The 15079-nt window shown below is 69.5% G+C and carries 16 protein-coding genes; 6 read left to right on the top strand and 10 right to left on the bottom strand.

All coding sequences use genetic code 11. The annotated features are described in order from the left end of the window. Positions 1-10: 10 nt before the first annotated feature. Positions 11-580 (top strand): nicotinamidase, encoded by a 570-nt coding sequence (locus AB0C28_RS34770; RefSeq protein WP_357859132.1) that lies wholly within the window; start codon positions 11-13, stop codon positions 578-580. Between the two features lie 3 nt (positions 581-583). Here AB0C28_RS34770 and AB0C28_RS34765 read toward each other — a convergent pair whose 3' ends face one another. Then, positions 584-961: an STAS domain-containing protein gene (locus tag AB0C28_RS34765; protein ID WP_346114208.1), complete on the bottom strand. Its 378-nt coding sequence runs from the start codon at positions 959-961 to the stop codon at positions 584-586. Positions 962-1157: 196 nt separating this feature from the next. Then, entirely contained in the window at positions 1158-1382 is a 225-nt protein-coding gene (locus AB0C28_RS34760) for a hypothetical protein (protein ID WP_357859136.1), read from the bottom strand. Positions 1383-1792: 410 nt separating this feature from the next. Here AB0C28_RS34760 and AB0C28_RS34755 point away from each other — a divergent pair, with 410 nt between their 5' ends. The 3 genes from AB0C28_RS34755 (at position 1793) to AB0C28_RS34745 (ending at position 4584) form a co-directional block, all read left to right on the top strand. Next, on the top strand, positions 1793-2902 hold the full coding sequence (locus AB0C28_RS34755) for a helix-turn-helix transcriptional regulator (RefSeq protein ID WP_358080055.1): 1110 nt from the start codon (positions 1793-1795) through the stop codon (positions 2900-2902). Beyond that, positions 2892-4013 (top strand): hypothetical protein, encoded by a 1122-nt coding sequence (locus AB0C28_RS34750; protein ID WP_357859141.1) that lies wholly within the window; start codon positions 2892-2894, stop codon positions 4011-4013. The genes AB0C28_RS34755 and AB0C28_RS34750 overlap by 11 nt, the downstream gene beginning before the upstream one ends. An 82-nt stretch (positions 4014-4095) precedes the next feature. After that, positions 4096-4584 (top strand): GNAT family N-acetyltransferase, encoded by a 489-nt coding sequence (locus tag AB0C28_RS34745; protein ID WP_357859144.1) that lies wholly within the window; start codon positions 4096-4098, stop codon positions 4582-4584. 106 nt (positions 4585-4690) lie between these two features. Here AB0C28_RS34745 and AB0C28_RS34740 read toward each other — a convergent pair whose 3' ends face one another. From AB0C28_RS34740 to AB0C28_RS34715, 6 genes are all read right to left on the bottom strand, one after another. Beyond that, entirely contained in the window at positions 4691-6442 is a 1752-nt protein-coding gene (locus tag AB0C28_RS34740; RefSeq protein WP_357859146.1) for a DEAD/DEAH box helicase, read from the bottom strand. Positions 6443-6566: 124 nt separating this feature from the next. Beyond that, positions 6567-7088 carry a hypothetical protein gene (locus AB0C28_RS34735; RefSeq protein WP_358080054.1) on the bottom strand — a complete coding sequence of 174 codons (522 nt, stop codon included), beginning with the start codon at positions 7086-7088 and terminating at the stop codon, positions 6567-6569. A gap of 772 nt (positions 7089-7860) precedes the next feature. Continuing rightward, the gene (locus AB0C28_RS34730; RefSeq protein WP_357859152.1) at positions 7861-9255 is read right to left on the bottom strand and encodes an MFS transporter; all 1395 of its coding nucleotides are present in this window, start codon (positions 9253-9255) and stop codon (positions 7861-7863) included. Between the two features lie 26 nt (positions 9256-9281). Then, entirely contained in the window at positions 9282-10118 is an 837-nt protein-coding gene (locus AB0C28_RS34725) for a zinc metalloprotease (RefSeq protein WP_357859155.1), read from the bottom strand. Positions 10119-10286: 168 nt separating this feature from the next. Continuing rightward, positions 10287-10547 (bottom strand): DUF3039 domain-containing protein, encoded by a 261-nt coding sequence (locus AB0C28_RS34720; RefSeq protein WP_148435018.1) that lies wholly within the window; start codon positions 10545-10547, stop codon positions 10287-10289. 106 nt (positions 10548-10653) lie between these two features. Further along, the gene (locus AB0C28_RS34715; protein WP_358080053.1) at positions 10654-12252 is read right to left on the bottom strand and encodes an MFS transporter; all 1599 of its coding nucleotides are present in this window, start codon (positions 12250-12252) and stop codon (positions 10654-10656) included. A 153-nt stretch (positions 12253-12405) separates the two neighbouring features. Between AB0C28_RS34715 and AB0C28_RS34710 the strand changes: the two genes are divergently transcribed. After that, on the top strand, positions 12406-13020 hold the full coding sequence (locus AB0C28_RS34710) for a TetR family transcriptional regulator (protein WP_357859162.1): 615 nt from the start codon (positions 12406-12408) through the stop codon (positions 13018-13020). A 64-nt stretch (positions 13021-13084) separates the two neighbouring features. Here the strand turns inward: AB0C28_RS34710 and AB0C28_RS34705 are convergent, their stop codons facing one another. Beyond that, a complete protein-coding gene (locus AB0C28_RS34705) occupies positions 13085-13663 on the bottom strand; it encodes a YqgE/AlgH family protein (protein WP_357859165.1) in 579 nt (192 codons plus the stop codon). A gap of 112 nt (positions 13664-13775) precedes the next feature. Between AB0C28_RS34705 and AB0C28_RS34700 the strand changes: the two genes are divergently transcribed. Continuing rightward, entirely contained in the window at positions 13776-14288 is a 513-nt protein-coding gene (locus AB0C28_RS34700) for a hypothetical protein (RefSeq protein ID WP_358080052.1), read from the top strand. Positions 14289-14302: 14 nt separating this feature from the next. Here the strand turns inward: AB0C28_RS34700 and AB0C28_RS34695 are convergent, their stop codons facing one another. Then, the gene (locus AB0C28_RS34695) at positions 14303-14914 is read right to left on the bottom strand and encodes a TetR/AcrR family transcriptional regulator (protein WP_358080051.1); all 612 of its coding nucleotides are present in this window, start codon (positions 14912-14914) and stop codon (positions 14303-14305) included. Between the last annotated feature and the right edge of the window lie 165 nt (positions 14915-15079).

Here is a 15079-nt window from a genome sequence, read left to right as displayed (position 1 = left end):
CGTTCTGCCCATGGGCAGTGCGCTGATCATCGTGGACGTGCAGAACGACTTCTGCGAAGGCGGGAGCCTGGCCGTGGCCGGGGGCTCCGAGGTGGCGGCGGCGATCACCCGCCACGTGACCGACCACGGCTACGACCACGTCGTGGCGACCCGTGACCACCACGTCTCCCCCGGCGACCACTTCGCCTCCGAGCCCGACTACGCCTCCACCTGGCCCGCCCATTGCGTGGCCGGCACGCCCGGCGCAGACTTCCATCCCTCGCTCGACGTGTCCGAGGTCGAGGAGGTCTTCAGCAAGGGGGCCTACAGCGCGGCCTACAGCGGGTTCGAGGCCACGTCGAGCGACGGGGAGCCGCTGGCCGACTGGCTGCGCGAGCGCGGGGTGGACGAGGTGGACGTGGTGGGCATCGCCACCGACCACTGCGTACGCGCCACCGCGCTCGACGCCGTGCGGCACGGGCTCAAGGTCAGGGTCCTGCTCGACCTGACGGCCGGGGTGGCGCCGGAGACCACGGAGGCGGCGGTGGAGGAGCTGCGGGCGGCGGGCGCGGTCCTGCGCGGCACGCCGCACGTGGGCTGAGAGCTAGGACGAGGCGGCGGTCACCCGCAACGCGTCGTCCAGCCTGGCGAACACCTCGAAGGCATGCCGCAACCCGGTGATCGCCAGCACCCGCGCCATGACCCCCTGCACCCCGCCGAGCAGCAGCCTGGTGCCCCTGGACTCGCAGCGCTGCATGATGTCGACGAGCTCGTTCAGCCCCATGGAGTCGCAGAACGAGACCTCGCTCAGATCCAGGACCAGAAAGGCCTTGGGAGGAAGATCCCAGATGCGCTGCAGGTGCTCCTTGAAGATCGGCAGCGCGCCGACGTCCAGCTCGCCTTCGAGCCTGACGATGATGGCGTTTCTGGAGAGGCCGGACACGACGGTGAGGGTCGACCTTCCGGTGGCCTCAGACGACATGGGAGAAAGTCCTTCTGTTTGTCGTGAAAACGGCTCTCAGAACGCCCAAGGTGGTTGTTGCCGCTTCCACCGAGCTTCTAACAGCAGGCCACTGCTCTGTGTCCAAAAGCACAGAGTCACGCATCGTGACCATCGGCCCGGCGCCGGCCGTACACCCCCTGAGCTGGGGCTTTCGGGTCGCCGGGCCCGCGGCGGGTCAGGCCGTTCCAAGGGTGACCAGATAGGCGACGGCCAGGACGGCGATGATCGTCAGCATGACGCTCGCGCCGCCCACCACGACGATCACCTGCGTACGCCGGAGGAGGGCCCGCAGGGCCCCCACCGCCAGCGTGATCAGTACGGTGAGCATGAGAAGGGACAGGTGCCGGGTCTCAAGGGAGGCGGACGTCGCCGCCGAGACATGGAGGATTGTTGTGAACATGGTGTTCCCTGCTGCGGAGACGCGCTCTGACGCGCTTCTGACAGAAACCTTGCCGTGCCGGGCACCCGCGCCGATGGCGCGTCTCGGGGGTGCCCGCGGTCTTTCCGCTGGGGATGCCGCTCCTCGGGTGAACGTGGTTCATCGCATGTCTGTCGCGAACCACCTCCACCATATTCAGTAGACTTCAGAAGTATTAACTGAAGTTTCCCTCGTTTTCTATTTACCCCCTACACCGGCCTCCCATTCGCGCACGCAGCGAGCGAACTGCTGGTTAGACTGATGCTTTCGCTCCAAAGATTCGTCTGCGTCATTTGCGACATGGCGGCCTAGCTGCGATTTCACCCGAAGATTCGACAGCTGGACCGATGTTCACTAGAAATCACTGAAGTTCACACGAATGAGATCACGGCATGAGCGGCGATGATTCCGCGCAGGCCGCGCTGGCGCTCCGCCTGCGCGAGCTCCGCGAGAAGCACTGGCCCGGCCTGCGGATCACCCAGGCCCAGCTTCGCCAGGCGCTCGAGGTCAGCGTGCCGCTGATCTCATCGTGGGAGTCCACCCACGCGATCAAGGTCCCGCCGCTGCACCGGCTGGAGAAGTACGCCACCTTCTTCGCGACGAGACGCTCGATCGCCAACGGCCGCGCCCGCGTGCTGCCGCTCACCGATCTGACGCCGCGTGAGCTGGACGAGCAGCGCGAGCTCCTCGCGGAGCTGACCCGGCTGCGCCAGCTGGCGCTCAAGGCCCTGGCCTCGGGCGGAAGCACCGAGCCCTCATCCGGCCATGACGTCTACCGGGACAACCCGTGGCGCTTCCCCGACGGGGAGCCCATCACGATCATCTGCTCGCAGCTCCCCCAGGAGGAGCGCGCCAAGATCCCGTACACCTCGCCGGACAGCCCCGACTACATCGAGCACTACAAGTACTCCGACCTCGACTCGCTGTTCGAGCTGCACGGCCACCTCAGGGCCGCGAACCCGCGCAACCTGGTCACGCTGCGCGCCCCCGAGGACTTACGCTCCGACGACTTCACCACGCACCTGGCGCTCCTCGGCGGCGTCGACTACAACCAGGTCACCGCGTCCATGCTGACCCGGATCGAGCTCCCGGTACGGCAGGTGCCCGACTGGAACGGCGAGCTCGGCCCGTACTTCGAGGTCAACGAGGGCGGCGACACGCCGTCCAGGCATCATCCGCGCCACATCGGGTCTGGCGCTAATGTGCGACTACTGGAGGACGTCGCGTTCTTCTACCGCGGGGTCAATCCCGACAACGTCAAACGCACCCTGACCATCTGCAACGGGATGTACGGCAGAGGCGTGTACGGAGTGGTGCGGGCGCTGACCGACGAGCGCTTCCGCGACAGGAACGCGGCCTACCTGCGCGAGCGCTTCGGCGACGCCACCTCCTACAGCATGCTCACCCGGGTCCGGATCGAGGGCCGGGCCGTCGTCACCCCCGACTGGACCCTGGACTCCGTACGGCTCCACGAATGGTCGGAGCCCTCTAGTGGAGACTGAGGAGCATCATCACGGTTCCCACCGGGACCTCGCCGACACCCCGGTCACCGATGCGGAAGGCGCCATACCGGACGCCATCATCGTCCCAACCATCCGGCATCCGCAGTGGCTGTCGCACGCGATCCGGCTGGCGAGCACGCTCGGCTGCCCGCTGGTGACCCTGCACAGCCGCGACTGGAGCAAGGCGGGCATCGCCGCCGCCCAGATGCCGCCCGGCGTGCGCTACGTCGCGATCGACCTCGGCCCGGTGGAGCGGCTGAACCTGCCGGACTTCGAGACGACGACGATCGTGAAGGACACCAGGTTCAGGCGGCTGACCGACCTCAGCGCCAAACGCAACATCGGGCTGCTGCTGGCCCATCTCGCGGGCTGGGAACGTGTCGTCTTCCTCGACGACGACATCGAGGTCGGCGGGCACGAGCAGGTCATGCGGGCCGCCGCGCTACTCGACCGTTACGACGCCGTGGGCATGCACATCGGCGGCTATCCGGACAACTCCGTGGTGTGCCACGCGCACCGGCTCACGGGCGGGCGCCAGGAGTCGTTCGTGGGCGGCGGCGCGCTGGCCGTCGAGACGTTCCGCAACCCCTCGTTCTTCCCGAACGTCTACAACGAGGACTGGTTCTATCTGCTGGACGAGGGCTCGCTGCGCCCGCTGGCGGTGACCGGGGAAGTGCGGCAGCGGGTGTACGACCCCTTCGACCAGCCGATCAGGGCACGTGACCAGGAGTTCGGCGACGTGCTGGCCGAAGGCGTCTACTGGCTGCTCGATCGCAGAGAGGGGCTGGGAGGCGCGGTCGACGTACGGCACTGGGAGGACTTCCTGGCCCGGCGGCGGGCGTTCATCACGGACGTGCTGGGGCGGGTCAGACGGCTGGGCGCCCGGCAGGACGCGACCGCCATGGAGAACTCGTTGCTGGCAGCGCTGGGCAGGCTCAACAGCATCGAGCCGGAGTTCTGCGTACGTTATCTCAAAGGCTGGAACGAAGATCGTTACCAGTGGGTCCAGCACCTGAGAAAACATTCACGGCTCACAGCGAATGTCAGCGACGCGCTGAAATGGCTGGTCAAGGATGGCGCGCCGGCGCTGAATCACAAACTACGCATTTGATTCATACCGGCACCAACCGGGAATCTTGACGTCCGTGGAGGCACCTGACATACGCCAAGCCGTCCATGCCGATCTTCCTGCCGTGATCAGCTCGCTCGGCCAGGAGACCTACTTCGCCGACCGCCTGAGCCTCCAAGGGGCCGGGCACGGGTTCCTCCTGATCGCCTGGGAGCGGCGGATCGCCCTGGGAGACGTCTACGTCTGGCTCGCGCCCGCCGAGGAGCCCGAACTGCGCACCCACCTGCCGGGGGTCGCGCTGCTCACGCACCTGGAGGTCACGCCGATCAGGCGCAACCAGGGAATCGGCACGGAGCTGCTGCGGGCCGCGGAGGAACGGCTGTCCGCGATGGGGCACGACCAGGTGGCACTCGGTGTGGGCCTGGACAACCCCGCGGCGCTGCGGCTGTACCGGCGCCGCGGGTACGAGGAATGGCCGCACGGCAACGTGAACACCACCCGGATCGAGTACGGCGCGAACGGCGAACGCGAGATGCTGCCGGAGAAGTGCCGCATCATGGTCAGGCAACTCGACCGCCACCACGACCAGCCCTGCGCCCGCCATCCGGCCTGACCGCGTCAGACCCCGACCCGGCCGCGCCGGACTCTGACCCGACCCGTCTGAGCTCCGACCCGCCCCGACGACGCCAGGCCGGGCCTGGTCGTCACCGGGGCACCGCCTAGCGGCGTTGGGTGGCCCAGCGGCGGATCATGGCGATGCGTTCCTGGATCTGCTCCGCCGTCGCCTGAGCGATCGGCGGGCCGCCGCAGGCGCGGCGCAGCTCCGAGTGGATCACCCCGTGCGGTTGCCCCGTGCGGTGGTTCCACGCCCCCACCAGGCCGTTGAGCTCGCGCCGCAGCTCCGCCATCTGCTCGTGCGGGGCCAGCGGCGGCGGGGCCTCCTCGGCCGACTGCTTGCGGCGGGCGGCCTGCTGGTCCGACTGCCGTTTGCGCAGCAGGGTCGCCACCTGGTCGGGCTCCAGCAGGCCGGGCAGGCCGATGAAGTCCTCTTCCTCGGCCGAGCCGACCTCCGCGCCGGTGCCGAACTCGCCGCCGTCGAAGAGCACGCGGTCGAAGGTGGCCGTGGTCTCCATCGTCTCGAACGGCAGCTCGTCACCCAGGACGTCGGGATTGTCCTTCTGGCGGTTGGCCTGTTCGAGGAGGGTGTCGTCGAGTCCGTCCTCCGGCGGTCGCTTGTTGAGCACGTGGTCGCGCTCGACCTCCATCTCGTTGGCCAGCCCCATGAGGGTGGGCACCGAGGGGAGGAAGACCGAGGCGGTCTCACCGCGCTTGCGGGCCCGCACGAAGCGGCCCACGGCCTGGGCGAAGAAGAGCGGGGTCGAGGTGGAGGTGGCGTAGACGCCCACGCACAGGCGGGGGATGTCGACGCCTTCCGACACCATGCGCACGGCCACCAGCCAGCGGTCCTCGGAGGACGCGAACTGCTTGATCTTCTTGGACGCGCCGGGATCGTCGGACAGGACGACCGTGGCGCCCTCGCCGGTGATGTTGCGCAGGTGGCGGGCGTAGGCCCGGGCGGTCTCGTGGTCGGTGGCGATCACCAGGCCGCCGGCGTCGGGCACGCCCCTGCGCACCTCGGTGAGGCGGCGGTCGGCGGCCTGCATGACCTGGCGGATCCAGTCGCCCTTGGGGTCGAGCGCGGCCCGCCACGCCTGGGAGAGCTGGTCCTTGGTGAGCGGCGTGCCGAGCGTCGCGGCGATCTCGTCGCCGGCGCGGGTGCGCCACTTCATCTCGCCCGAGTACGCCAGGAAGATGACCGGACGCACGACGCCGTCGTCGAGGGCGGGGCCGTAGCCGTAGGAGTAGTCGGCGATGCTGCGCTTGAAGCCCTCCGCGTCCTCCTCGTAGGCGACGAACGGGATCGGGTTGTCGTCGGACCGGAACGGCGTGCCGGTCAGCTGCAGCCGGCGCGCGGCGGGCTCGAACGCCTCGCGCACGCCGTCGCCCCACGACTTGGCGTCGCCCGCGTGGTGGATCTCGTCGAAGATGACCAGGGTCTTGCGGTTTTCTGTGCGCGCCCTGTGCAGGGCAGGGTGCATGGCGACCTGCGCGTAGGTGACCGCCACCCCGATGTAGTCGCGCGAGGTCGCGCCCTGGCTGTTCTTGAACTCGGGGTCGATGCCGATGCCCACCTTCCCGGCGGCGTCGGCCCACTGGCGCTTGAGGTGCTCGGTGGGGGTCACGATCGTGATCGCCTTGATCACCCCGTTGGCGAGCAGCTCGCTGGCGATGCGCAGGGCGTAGGTCGTCTTGCCCGCGCCCGGCGTCGCCACGGTGAGGAAGTCACGCGGCTCACGCCTGGAGTAGAGGTCGAACGCCTCCTGCTGCCAGGCACGCAACTTCGGGGCGGTGCCCCACGCGGCCCGGTCGGGATAGGAAGGCGAAAGGTGGGACGCGGCGAAGGTGCTCACCGCATCACCTCTGGGGTTGGTGTGCTTCGCTCTCTCACAGTGACCCAAGGGTAATCGGGCTCACCGACAAGACGTGCCGTGAGCCGGGGATTCTGGCCAAGGTCTTCCTCACGTGCTATGCGGCTTATCGGACGCTCGTCATGACCTCGTCCAACGCCTGCCTGCGGCTGTCGTCCTCGGGTTGCAGCAGCCCGACCAGCAGGACGGAGCGGTCCGTACGAGTGACCAGCATCACTCTGAGGAACGCCGGCCGGTTCACCACGTCCTTGTACTCGGCGCGCAGGGCACGAGTGTGGCCGTCAGCTGTCTTCCTGTCGTCGACGACGCTCACGCGGTCGCCGTTGAGCAGCAGCCGGGAGTACAGCTCGGCCGCCTCCGCCGTGGCCTTCCTGACGTCGGTCACCGGGCCCGGCACCGGCCTGGCCATCACGAGCGCGCCCCGCTCGTCGCGTACGACCGAGGTGAACCCCGTGACGGGAGCCACCGAGCCCGTGCTCCAGCCCTGCGGCAACGTCGCCGTCACCCCGGCCAGCGCGTCGCGCAGCAGCCCCGTCCGCTCCGGCGGCGCGGTGAGCCGCAGCGCCGCCACCGCGGCGCCCGCCACCAGGCCCGTCCCCGCGATCAGCGCGGCCAGCACGACCGCCACGCGCCGCCACAACCCTCCGCCGGCCGGAACGGTCGGGCCGGCCGGGCGTCTTCTGCGCAGCCCAGGGTCGGCGGGAGAGCCGTGCAGGCGGGCGGAGGGGGGCAGATCCTCCCACGCCTCCCCTCGCCCGTGGTTCGGCTCTCTGGGGGCGGCTCCGCGGATCCTGGGGCCCCACGCGGGCTCCTCAGGCTCCCCCCGGTCCAGATCCAGCGGATGCCCCCGCCTCCCCCAAGGGGAATCAAGGTCCGCGGGATCGTCCCGTCCCCAGCGAGTGTCATGATCCGCGGGATCCGCTCGTCCCCGGCGAGTGTCAAGATCCGCTCGTCCCCAACGGGGTTCTTGCTCATCGGGATCGTCCAGCCCCCAGCCCGGGTCCGGGTCGGGGTCCGGGTCCGCCGGGGGCTCGTGCCGCCGGCCGAACTGCTCGTACGGCCGCTCGCGCCGGCCGAAGGCCGGTGGCGGGTCGGGTGGGCGGACCCAACCGGCCTCGTCCCGCCGTTCCGGCGGTTCGGGCGGTTCTGGCGGTTCCGGCTGTTCCGGTACGTACGGCGCGGAGGCGTGCCTAGGGGTCTCCCGCGAGACCCCTTCGTCCCGATGTGCGCCGCCCCGCGCGGGCGCCGAGTCCTCTGGAGGCGTACGGCGATGCCCTGGCCCCGGTTCAGGGGGCCAGACACGGTGATCGTCCTCCATGGCACCTCCTTGCCCGCTGTCCTATCACTCCTGGCGACGGCGCTCAGGCGAACTGTGATCGGTGTGACGGGAGGTGCGGAATTCAGCGGGTGCGACCGGCGAGCACGCTGCCGCTCACCGCGATGACCGCCATGAGGCAGGAGATGACCAGGAACCCGGTGGCGATCTGGGACGAGGAGTGCCCGATGACGTTCACCAGCGCTCCGCCGATGCCGATCGACAGCGCGGATCCGAGCTGGTCGGACACCGACAGCGCGGCCGAGTTGGCCCCCTGCTCGTGGAGCGGCGACTGCTTCATCGCCGTGACGCTGACCGTGGTCAGGCCGAAGCCCATCCCGAAGCCGGCCACGATCCAGGCGGGCACCGCGATCCATCCGGTGACCCCGGGAAGCACGGAGAGCAGGCACAGCACGATCCCCGTGGCCACGCCCGCGGCGCCCAGCCTGATCCGCTGGTCCGCGCGGCCGGAGCCCTTGCTCTGGATGTACGCCCCCGCCGACCAGCCCAGGGCCCCGGTCGTGAGCGCGATCCCCGAGGACGTGGTGTCGAAGGACTTCACCTCCTGCAGCGCCAGGGGGATGAAGGCGTTCACGCCGAAGAAGGAGGCCGAGAAGAACCCGCGCATGACGATCGTCGTGGGCAGCCCCCGCGCGAAGCGCAGCGCCCTGGGCGGCAGCAGCCGGTACAGGCCCCAGAGCAGCAGCACCAGCCCGGCGGCCGTCTCCAGGCTCCCCGGCACGACCTCCCTGTGCAGCCGGTCCACGCCGTGCAGCAGCAGCCCGGCGCCGCCGGCGGTGCAGGTGGCGGCCAGCGTCATCGCCACCGGCCTGGACCGGGGCCCGGTGCCGGGCTGGGGCGCGTCGGCCTCCCCCGCCGAGCCCTTGCGCAACGCCGGTACGAGCATCACGAGCGCGGGGATGACCAGCGGGATGATCCCGTAAAAAACGTAACGCCAGCCCCAGTGCTGCCCGACGAACCCGGCCACGGACGGGCCCACCATGGCGGGCACCACCCAGGCGGCGGAGACGGAGGCGAACGCCTTCGGCCGCACGTCCACCGCGTACACGCGGGCGATCATCACGTACAGCGCCACGATGGAGGCGCCGGCGCCCAGCCCCTGCACGGCCCTGGCCGCCAGGAACATGCCGGCGGAGGTCGCCGCCCCGGCCAGGGCCATGCCGATCACGAACAGCACCACGCCGGCCAGGAACGGCATCGAATAGCCGCGCCGGTCCGACCACAGCCCGGCCACCACGTTCATGAACAGGCTGGCGATGAGGAAGGCGGAGAAGCTGAGCCCGTAGAGGTCGAGGGCGTCCAGTTCGCCGGCGATGGCCGGCATGACGACCCCGACCGACATGCCCTCGAACGCGATCAGTGTGACGACCAGCAGGATGCCGAGGGTGGCCGTGCGGTACTCGGGGCCGAGGATGCCGGCGGATCTGTGGGGAGCGTCGAGTGCCTTTGGTGCTGTCACCTGCACATCGTAATTTGTCGGAAATACTAGGCGTCGGCGGTGTCGCGGTAGGCCGCCCACATCTCGTGCATCCGGTTCGCCTGTCCCTGGGTGAACTCCCACATGCACCGGTCGTGGGCGTAGTCCATGTAGTTGTGGGCCGGATCCTTGCCCTTGTGGGCGGTGCAGGAGTCCTTGTCCAGCGGGCACGCCTCGGTCGGGCGGGCCTCTCGGGGCGTGTCGTCGATGCCGTCGCCCGGCTCCTTGCAGCCGTTCTCGAAAGTGTGGAAGAGCCCGAGCCAGTGGCCGATCTCGTGGACGCCGGTGAAGCCCCGGTTGTAGTCGGCCATCGCGCCGCCGGGCAGGCTGCGCCAGTCGATCACGACGCCGTCGAGGCGGGGAGAGCCGGCGTACCAGTAGGGGTAGCTGGCGAAGCCCAGCATGAGCTCGCTGAGCTGGGCGATGTAGAGGTTGAGCGTGCCCGCCCCGCCTTCGTGCAGCGCCTGCTTCATGGCCTTCTCGTGGCCGATGGGGTCGGTGAACCAGGGGCCGTTCTCCCTGACCGAGATGACGTCGAGGCGGAAGCGCACGCCGGTGTCCACGCCGCCGAACTTGCCGGCGTACGCGGAGTTGAGCGTGTCGATCTGGGCCCTGACGGCCTCGTCGGACACCTTCCGTTCAGGACCCTTGGTGAGGACGTGCACCCGGGTGGGCACGGTGATCTGGCTCGGCGGCGTGACGCCCGCGAGCCGTTCGCCGAGCTCGGCGAGCACCTTGGCCACGTCTTCCGGCTTGGGCGAACGCGGCCCGGGCGAGCTGCGCGACGCGTGCGCGCGCTCGGCACAGCCGTCGTCGGCCATGGGTACGGCCGCCGGACCGGTCACGGCGGCGATCCCAGGGGAGCCCGGCCATGGCGGCCGGATGGACCCGGCTACGAGCAGGCATGCCGAGACGACAGCGGTCGCGCGCCGGGCCATGCGAACCCCCTACGATTTGAGCCGGTCTGGCTACAGACCGTAACTCTCCGTAAGGGATTTACCACTCAGCAACACTCACTGCTTGTCGTCGCCGCCCTCGCCGCCACCCGGCGGCAGGCCCTCGTAGATCTCCTTGCATTCCGGACAGACCGGATATTTCTTGGGATCGCGGCTGGGCACCCAGACCTTGCCGCACAGGGCGCGGATCGGCGTGCCGGTCACCATGCTTTCGGTGATCTTGTTCCTGTCCGCGTAGTGGGCGAACCGCTCGTGATCGCCGTCGCCGTGCGACGTCCGCGGAGTGGTCTCCTGCTCTGGGAGGATCTTCGTGCTCACCCCACGAGTTTATGCCCGCCCGCGACCCCGGAACACGGAACGGCCCCCGCCACAGGGGCGGGGGCCGCGACGACGAGCCCAGGCCGGGCACGGTTCCGTACGCTGGTCAGCCCACGTGCACCGGGGCGCCCTCGGCGCTCTTCCTGCCGGCCTTGACGAAGAGCGCCAGCAGCGCGGTCAGCACCGCGATGCCGGTGCTCACCAGGAAGGCGAGGTGCATGCCGTCCATGAACGAGCTGTGCAGCGCGTCGGCGACCTGCTGCGGCACCCCGGGAGGCGCCTGGCCGAACGCGGCGATCTTCTCCAGCGCCGTCATCTGCTCGCCCGGGATCGCCTGCGCCGCCGGGCCGAGGTAGCCGGGCAGGCTGCGGGAGATCTCGCCGGCCATCACGGCGCCCAGGATCGCGGTGCCGAGCGCGCCGCCGACCTGCATGGCCGACTGCTGCACGCCACCCGCGACCCCGCTCAGCTCCACCGGCGCGTTGCCCACGATGATCTCCGTGGCGCCCACGAAGACCGGCGAGAGGCCGAAGGCGAGCAGCACGAACGGGATGGCGCTGGCCATGAACGAGGCGTCGATGCTGAGCTGCGACATGAGGAACATCGAGAACGCGGTGATCAGCAGACCCGCGGCCATCGTGATCTTCGGCCCGAGCTTGCCGAGCAGCATGCCCGCCAGTGGCGAGGCGACGATCATGCCGGCGCTCATCGGCAACATGCGCAGGCCGGCGTCCAGCGGGCTGAGCCCGTGGACCCCCTGGAAGAAGAAGCCCAGGAAGAACATCGCGCCGAACATGGCGAACGCCACCATCATCATCAGGAACGTGCCGATGGAGATGGACGGGTTGGCGAACAGCGACAGCGGCACCAGCGGCTGCCTGGCCCGGCTCTGCCAGAAGATGAATCCGGCCATGAGCACCACGAAGGCGCCGATGAAGGTCAGGGTCGTGCTGTCGCCCCAGCCCCACTCGGGAGCCTTGATGATCGTCCAGACCAGCGAGAACATCGCGCCGGACAGCAGGAGCACGCCGAGCCAGTCGATGCGCGCCAGCGTCTGCGAGCGGTTCTCCTTGATCAGGAAGATGCCGAGGACGAGCGCGACCACACCGACGGGCGCGTTGATGAAGAAGACCGACTCCCAGCCCCTGCTCTCGACCAGCAGCCCGCCCACGATCGGGCCGGCGGCGCTGGACAGGCCGATGATCGCACCCCAGGCCCCCATGGCCTGGTTCAGCCTCTCGCCCGGGAACGCTCCACGCAGCAGCGCCAGGGCGGCGGGCTGCAGCAGGGCGCCGAACAGGCCCTGCAGCACGCGCAGGCCGATCAGGGCGCCGGCCGGCGTCGCGCCGGGAATGATGTCGGCCAGTTCGGCGCTGAGCCCGATGCCCACCGAGGAGAGGGCGAAGCCGCCCACACCGATGAGAAACACGCGCTTGTGGCCGAACAGGTCGCCGAGCTTGCCCGCGGTGATCAGGAAGACCGCCAGCGCCAGCAGGTAACCGCTGGTCACCCACTGCAGATCGGAGAGCGTGGCCTTCAGGTCCACCTGAATGACCGGGTTGGCGATGCCCACCACGGTCCCGTCGAGCATCACCATGATGACGCCCAGGCTGACCGCCAGCAGCACCAGCCACGGGTTGCCGCCGGTCCCCGTCTTCGCCGGGCCTGGCGATGACGGCGCGTCGACCGCCTTCGCTTGAGCCATGAGTCCCCCTCAAAACATGCCGCCCCGCACCGGGGCATAAGTCTCGTAAGCCTCCGGTAATCTATGGCAGAGCATGACACATGACAAACGACTTTCAACAGTCGCCCTATGACTTATGGCACACTGTGACAGGACGGTTTCGAGGGAGTGACGGTGGGTCTACGGGAACGCAAGAAGGAGAAGACGCGCCTGGCGATCCTGGACGCGGCGCTCGACCTCTTCCTCGAACAAGGATACGAGTCGACCACCGTGGAGCAGATCGCGGGGGCGGTCGAGATCTCCCCTCGCACGTTCTTCCGCTACTTCACCAACAAGGATCACCTGGCGATGTGGTTCCACGACCACGGCGAGGAGATCATGCTGGAGACGCTCGCGGAGCGCCCGGCGGACGAGCCGCCGTTCACGGCCCTGATGCACGCGCTGCGCTCGGTCCTGGCCGACGTCGAGGGTTCAACGCCGGACGACGCGCTCAGGTTCCTGAAGTTGCGCAGGTTGCTGGACGGCAATCCGCACCTGGTCGGCAAGTCGGTGGCCAGGGGCGCGCAGACCGAGCGGCGCCTGGCCGAGGTGATCGCCGCGCGCCGGGGCGTGGATCCCGACGAGGACCAGCTCACGCACCTGATCGTGGCGTTCGCCATGTCCACCATGCGCGTCGGCTTCGAGTGCCCGCGGCGCGACTGCACGATCGAGGAGATCCAGCGGCGGATGGCCGAGAGCATCGAGCTCGCCGAGCGCTGCCTGCGGCCCGGCTGGGACCTGCAGCACTGAACCGCCCCCGGGACCGGCGGCCGTCCACCTGAGCGCCGGTCGTCTCAGTCGAGTGTCTGTCGTCTCAGTTGAGTGTCGGGTCGTCCGGGCAGGTCGCCACGAAGGCCAGCTCGCCGCGCTGGCGCCGCAGCACGTGACGCCACAACGAGGCCGGGTTGGCGTGGAAGGTGTCGCCGACCTCGGAGTCGACGACATACCAGGCGCCCTCGGCTATCTCGCTCTCCAGCTGCCCCGACGTCCATCCCGCGTACCCCGCGAAGATGCGCATCTGCGCGATCTCCCCTTGCAGGATCTCCGGCGGCGCGTCCAGGTCGACCGTCCCCAGGCGGGCCACCGCGTCGGTGCCCGCGTGCAGCCGGCGCCAGCCGAGCGGCTCCTCGCCGCTCGGGACGGCGGCGAGCGCGAGCGCGCTGTCGGTCTGCACGGGACCGCCCTCGAACAGCACCGGCGGCCCGGTGATCAGCGGGTCCCACACGGGCAGCACCTGCGTCACCGATATGTCGCTCGGCCTGTTGAGGACGACGCCGAGGGTGCCGCCGTCGTGGTCGTGTTCGAGGATCAGCACGACGCTACGCCGGAAGTTGGGGTCGTCGAGGAGTGGCGTCGCCACCAGCAACCCGCCGACGTAGATCGCTTCCGCCATACATCCATCATGAAGTACCTGCGGGGGTGCGCGCTCCCCCCGGTAGCGGATGTTACTTTTCGTGCCCACTTGGGAACTTTATGTAGCGAAGATCATGTCCGGGGGAAGCACCATGCGCATCGGTTTCCGTCTCGTCCTGGCCGCCCTGCCGGTGGGCGCCGTCCTGCTGCTTCCGGCCGCGGCCGAGGCGTGGCCGCTGCCGGACGCCGGCGACCCGTTCACGATGACGGTCGACGACGTGGGCTGCCGCTCGGGCCGGGCGTCCGTCAGGCTGCACAACCAGACCCGCCAGCTCGTACGCTTCGACCTCAAGGCCGACGGCGTCAGCATGGCCACCGGATCCATCCCGGCCAGGAAGACCATCGTCAGGCAGGTCTCGGTGGACAAGGGCAGCAGATCCGAGGTCGAGGCGTACTCGGTCAGCGAGGGCCAGCCGGACACACTGATCGACTCCAGCCACGTCGAGAACGACTGCCCCTGGGGTCACCACCGGCACGGAGGCCGGCTGCCCTACACAGGACCGCCGACCGACCTTATGGGCAAACTCGCCACAGCGGGCGGGCTCGTGGTCATGGGCGGGATCTTGTGGTGGTACGGCTCGATCTGGCCGCGTTCATCCATGTGAGCCCCCGTATGTGCTCATCCCGGTGCGCCGCCCGTCACCAGGGCGCCCGTCACGAAGGCGCCCGCCCTGGCGGCGGCCAGCGTGCGCGCCACCGACCATTCGGCGGCCTCGGCCGTCACCGCCTCCCTGGTGATCATCAGCCGGTAGTAGAGCGGGGCCGCGATCGCCCGGATCACCTCGCCCCCGTCGGTGCCCGCCGGCAGCTCCCCCCGAGCCACGGCCAGGTCCACGACGCTGGTCCACTCCTCGATGCGGCGCAGGTAGAACGTGCGCAGCGCGAGGGATGCCTGCTCGTCACAGGTGGCGGCGGCGATGACCGCCTGGAACGTGGCCCCGAGACGCCCGTCGTTGAGCGCCTCGACCACGGCGAGCGCGTTGACCCGTAAGTCGCTTTCGATGCCGCCCGTGTCGGCGTGGGGCGAGGACTGGTTGGCCAGCTCGGTCATGAGATCGGCCACCAGGCCGGGGGTGCTCCCCCAGCGCCGGTAGACCGTCGTCTTGCCGACGCCGGCCCTGGCCGCCACCTGGTCCATGGTCAGCCCATGGAACCCGTGCTCGACCAGCTCGTCCTGGGTGGCCTCCAGGACGGCCGCGCGTACTCTCGCGGTGCGGCCTCCAGGCCGCACGGTTCCCGCAATACGGGAAGGTTGTTCCATTTAGTCCCCTCTTTGCCGACAATCCATGGGAAACAGGTGCCTTAAGCGGGAAGTCCTCGATCAAGAGACGCACCCGGTGCCGGTGCGGTTCCCGCGCGGCACGGCCTTCCCCAGCGCACGCCTGGCGGCTCCCGG

The organism is Nonomuraea sp. NPDC048892, assembly GCF_040649735.1.
Classification (GTDB): Bacteria; Actinomycetota; Actinomycetes; order Streptosporangiales; family Streptosporangiaceae; genus Nonomuraea; species Nonomuraea maheshkhaliensis.
This window is presented reverse-complemented; position numbering and strand designations above follow the sequence as displayed.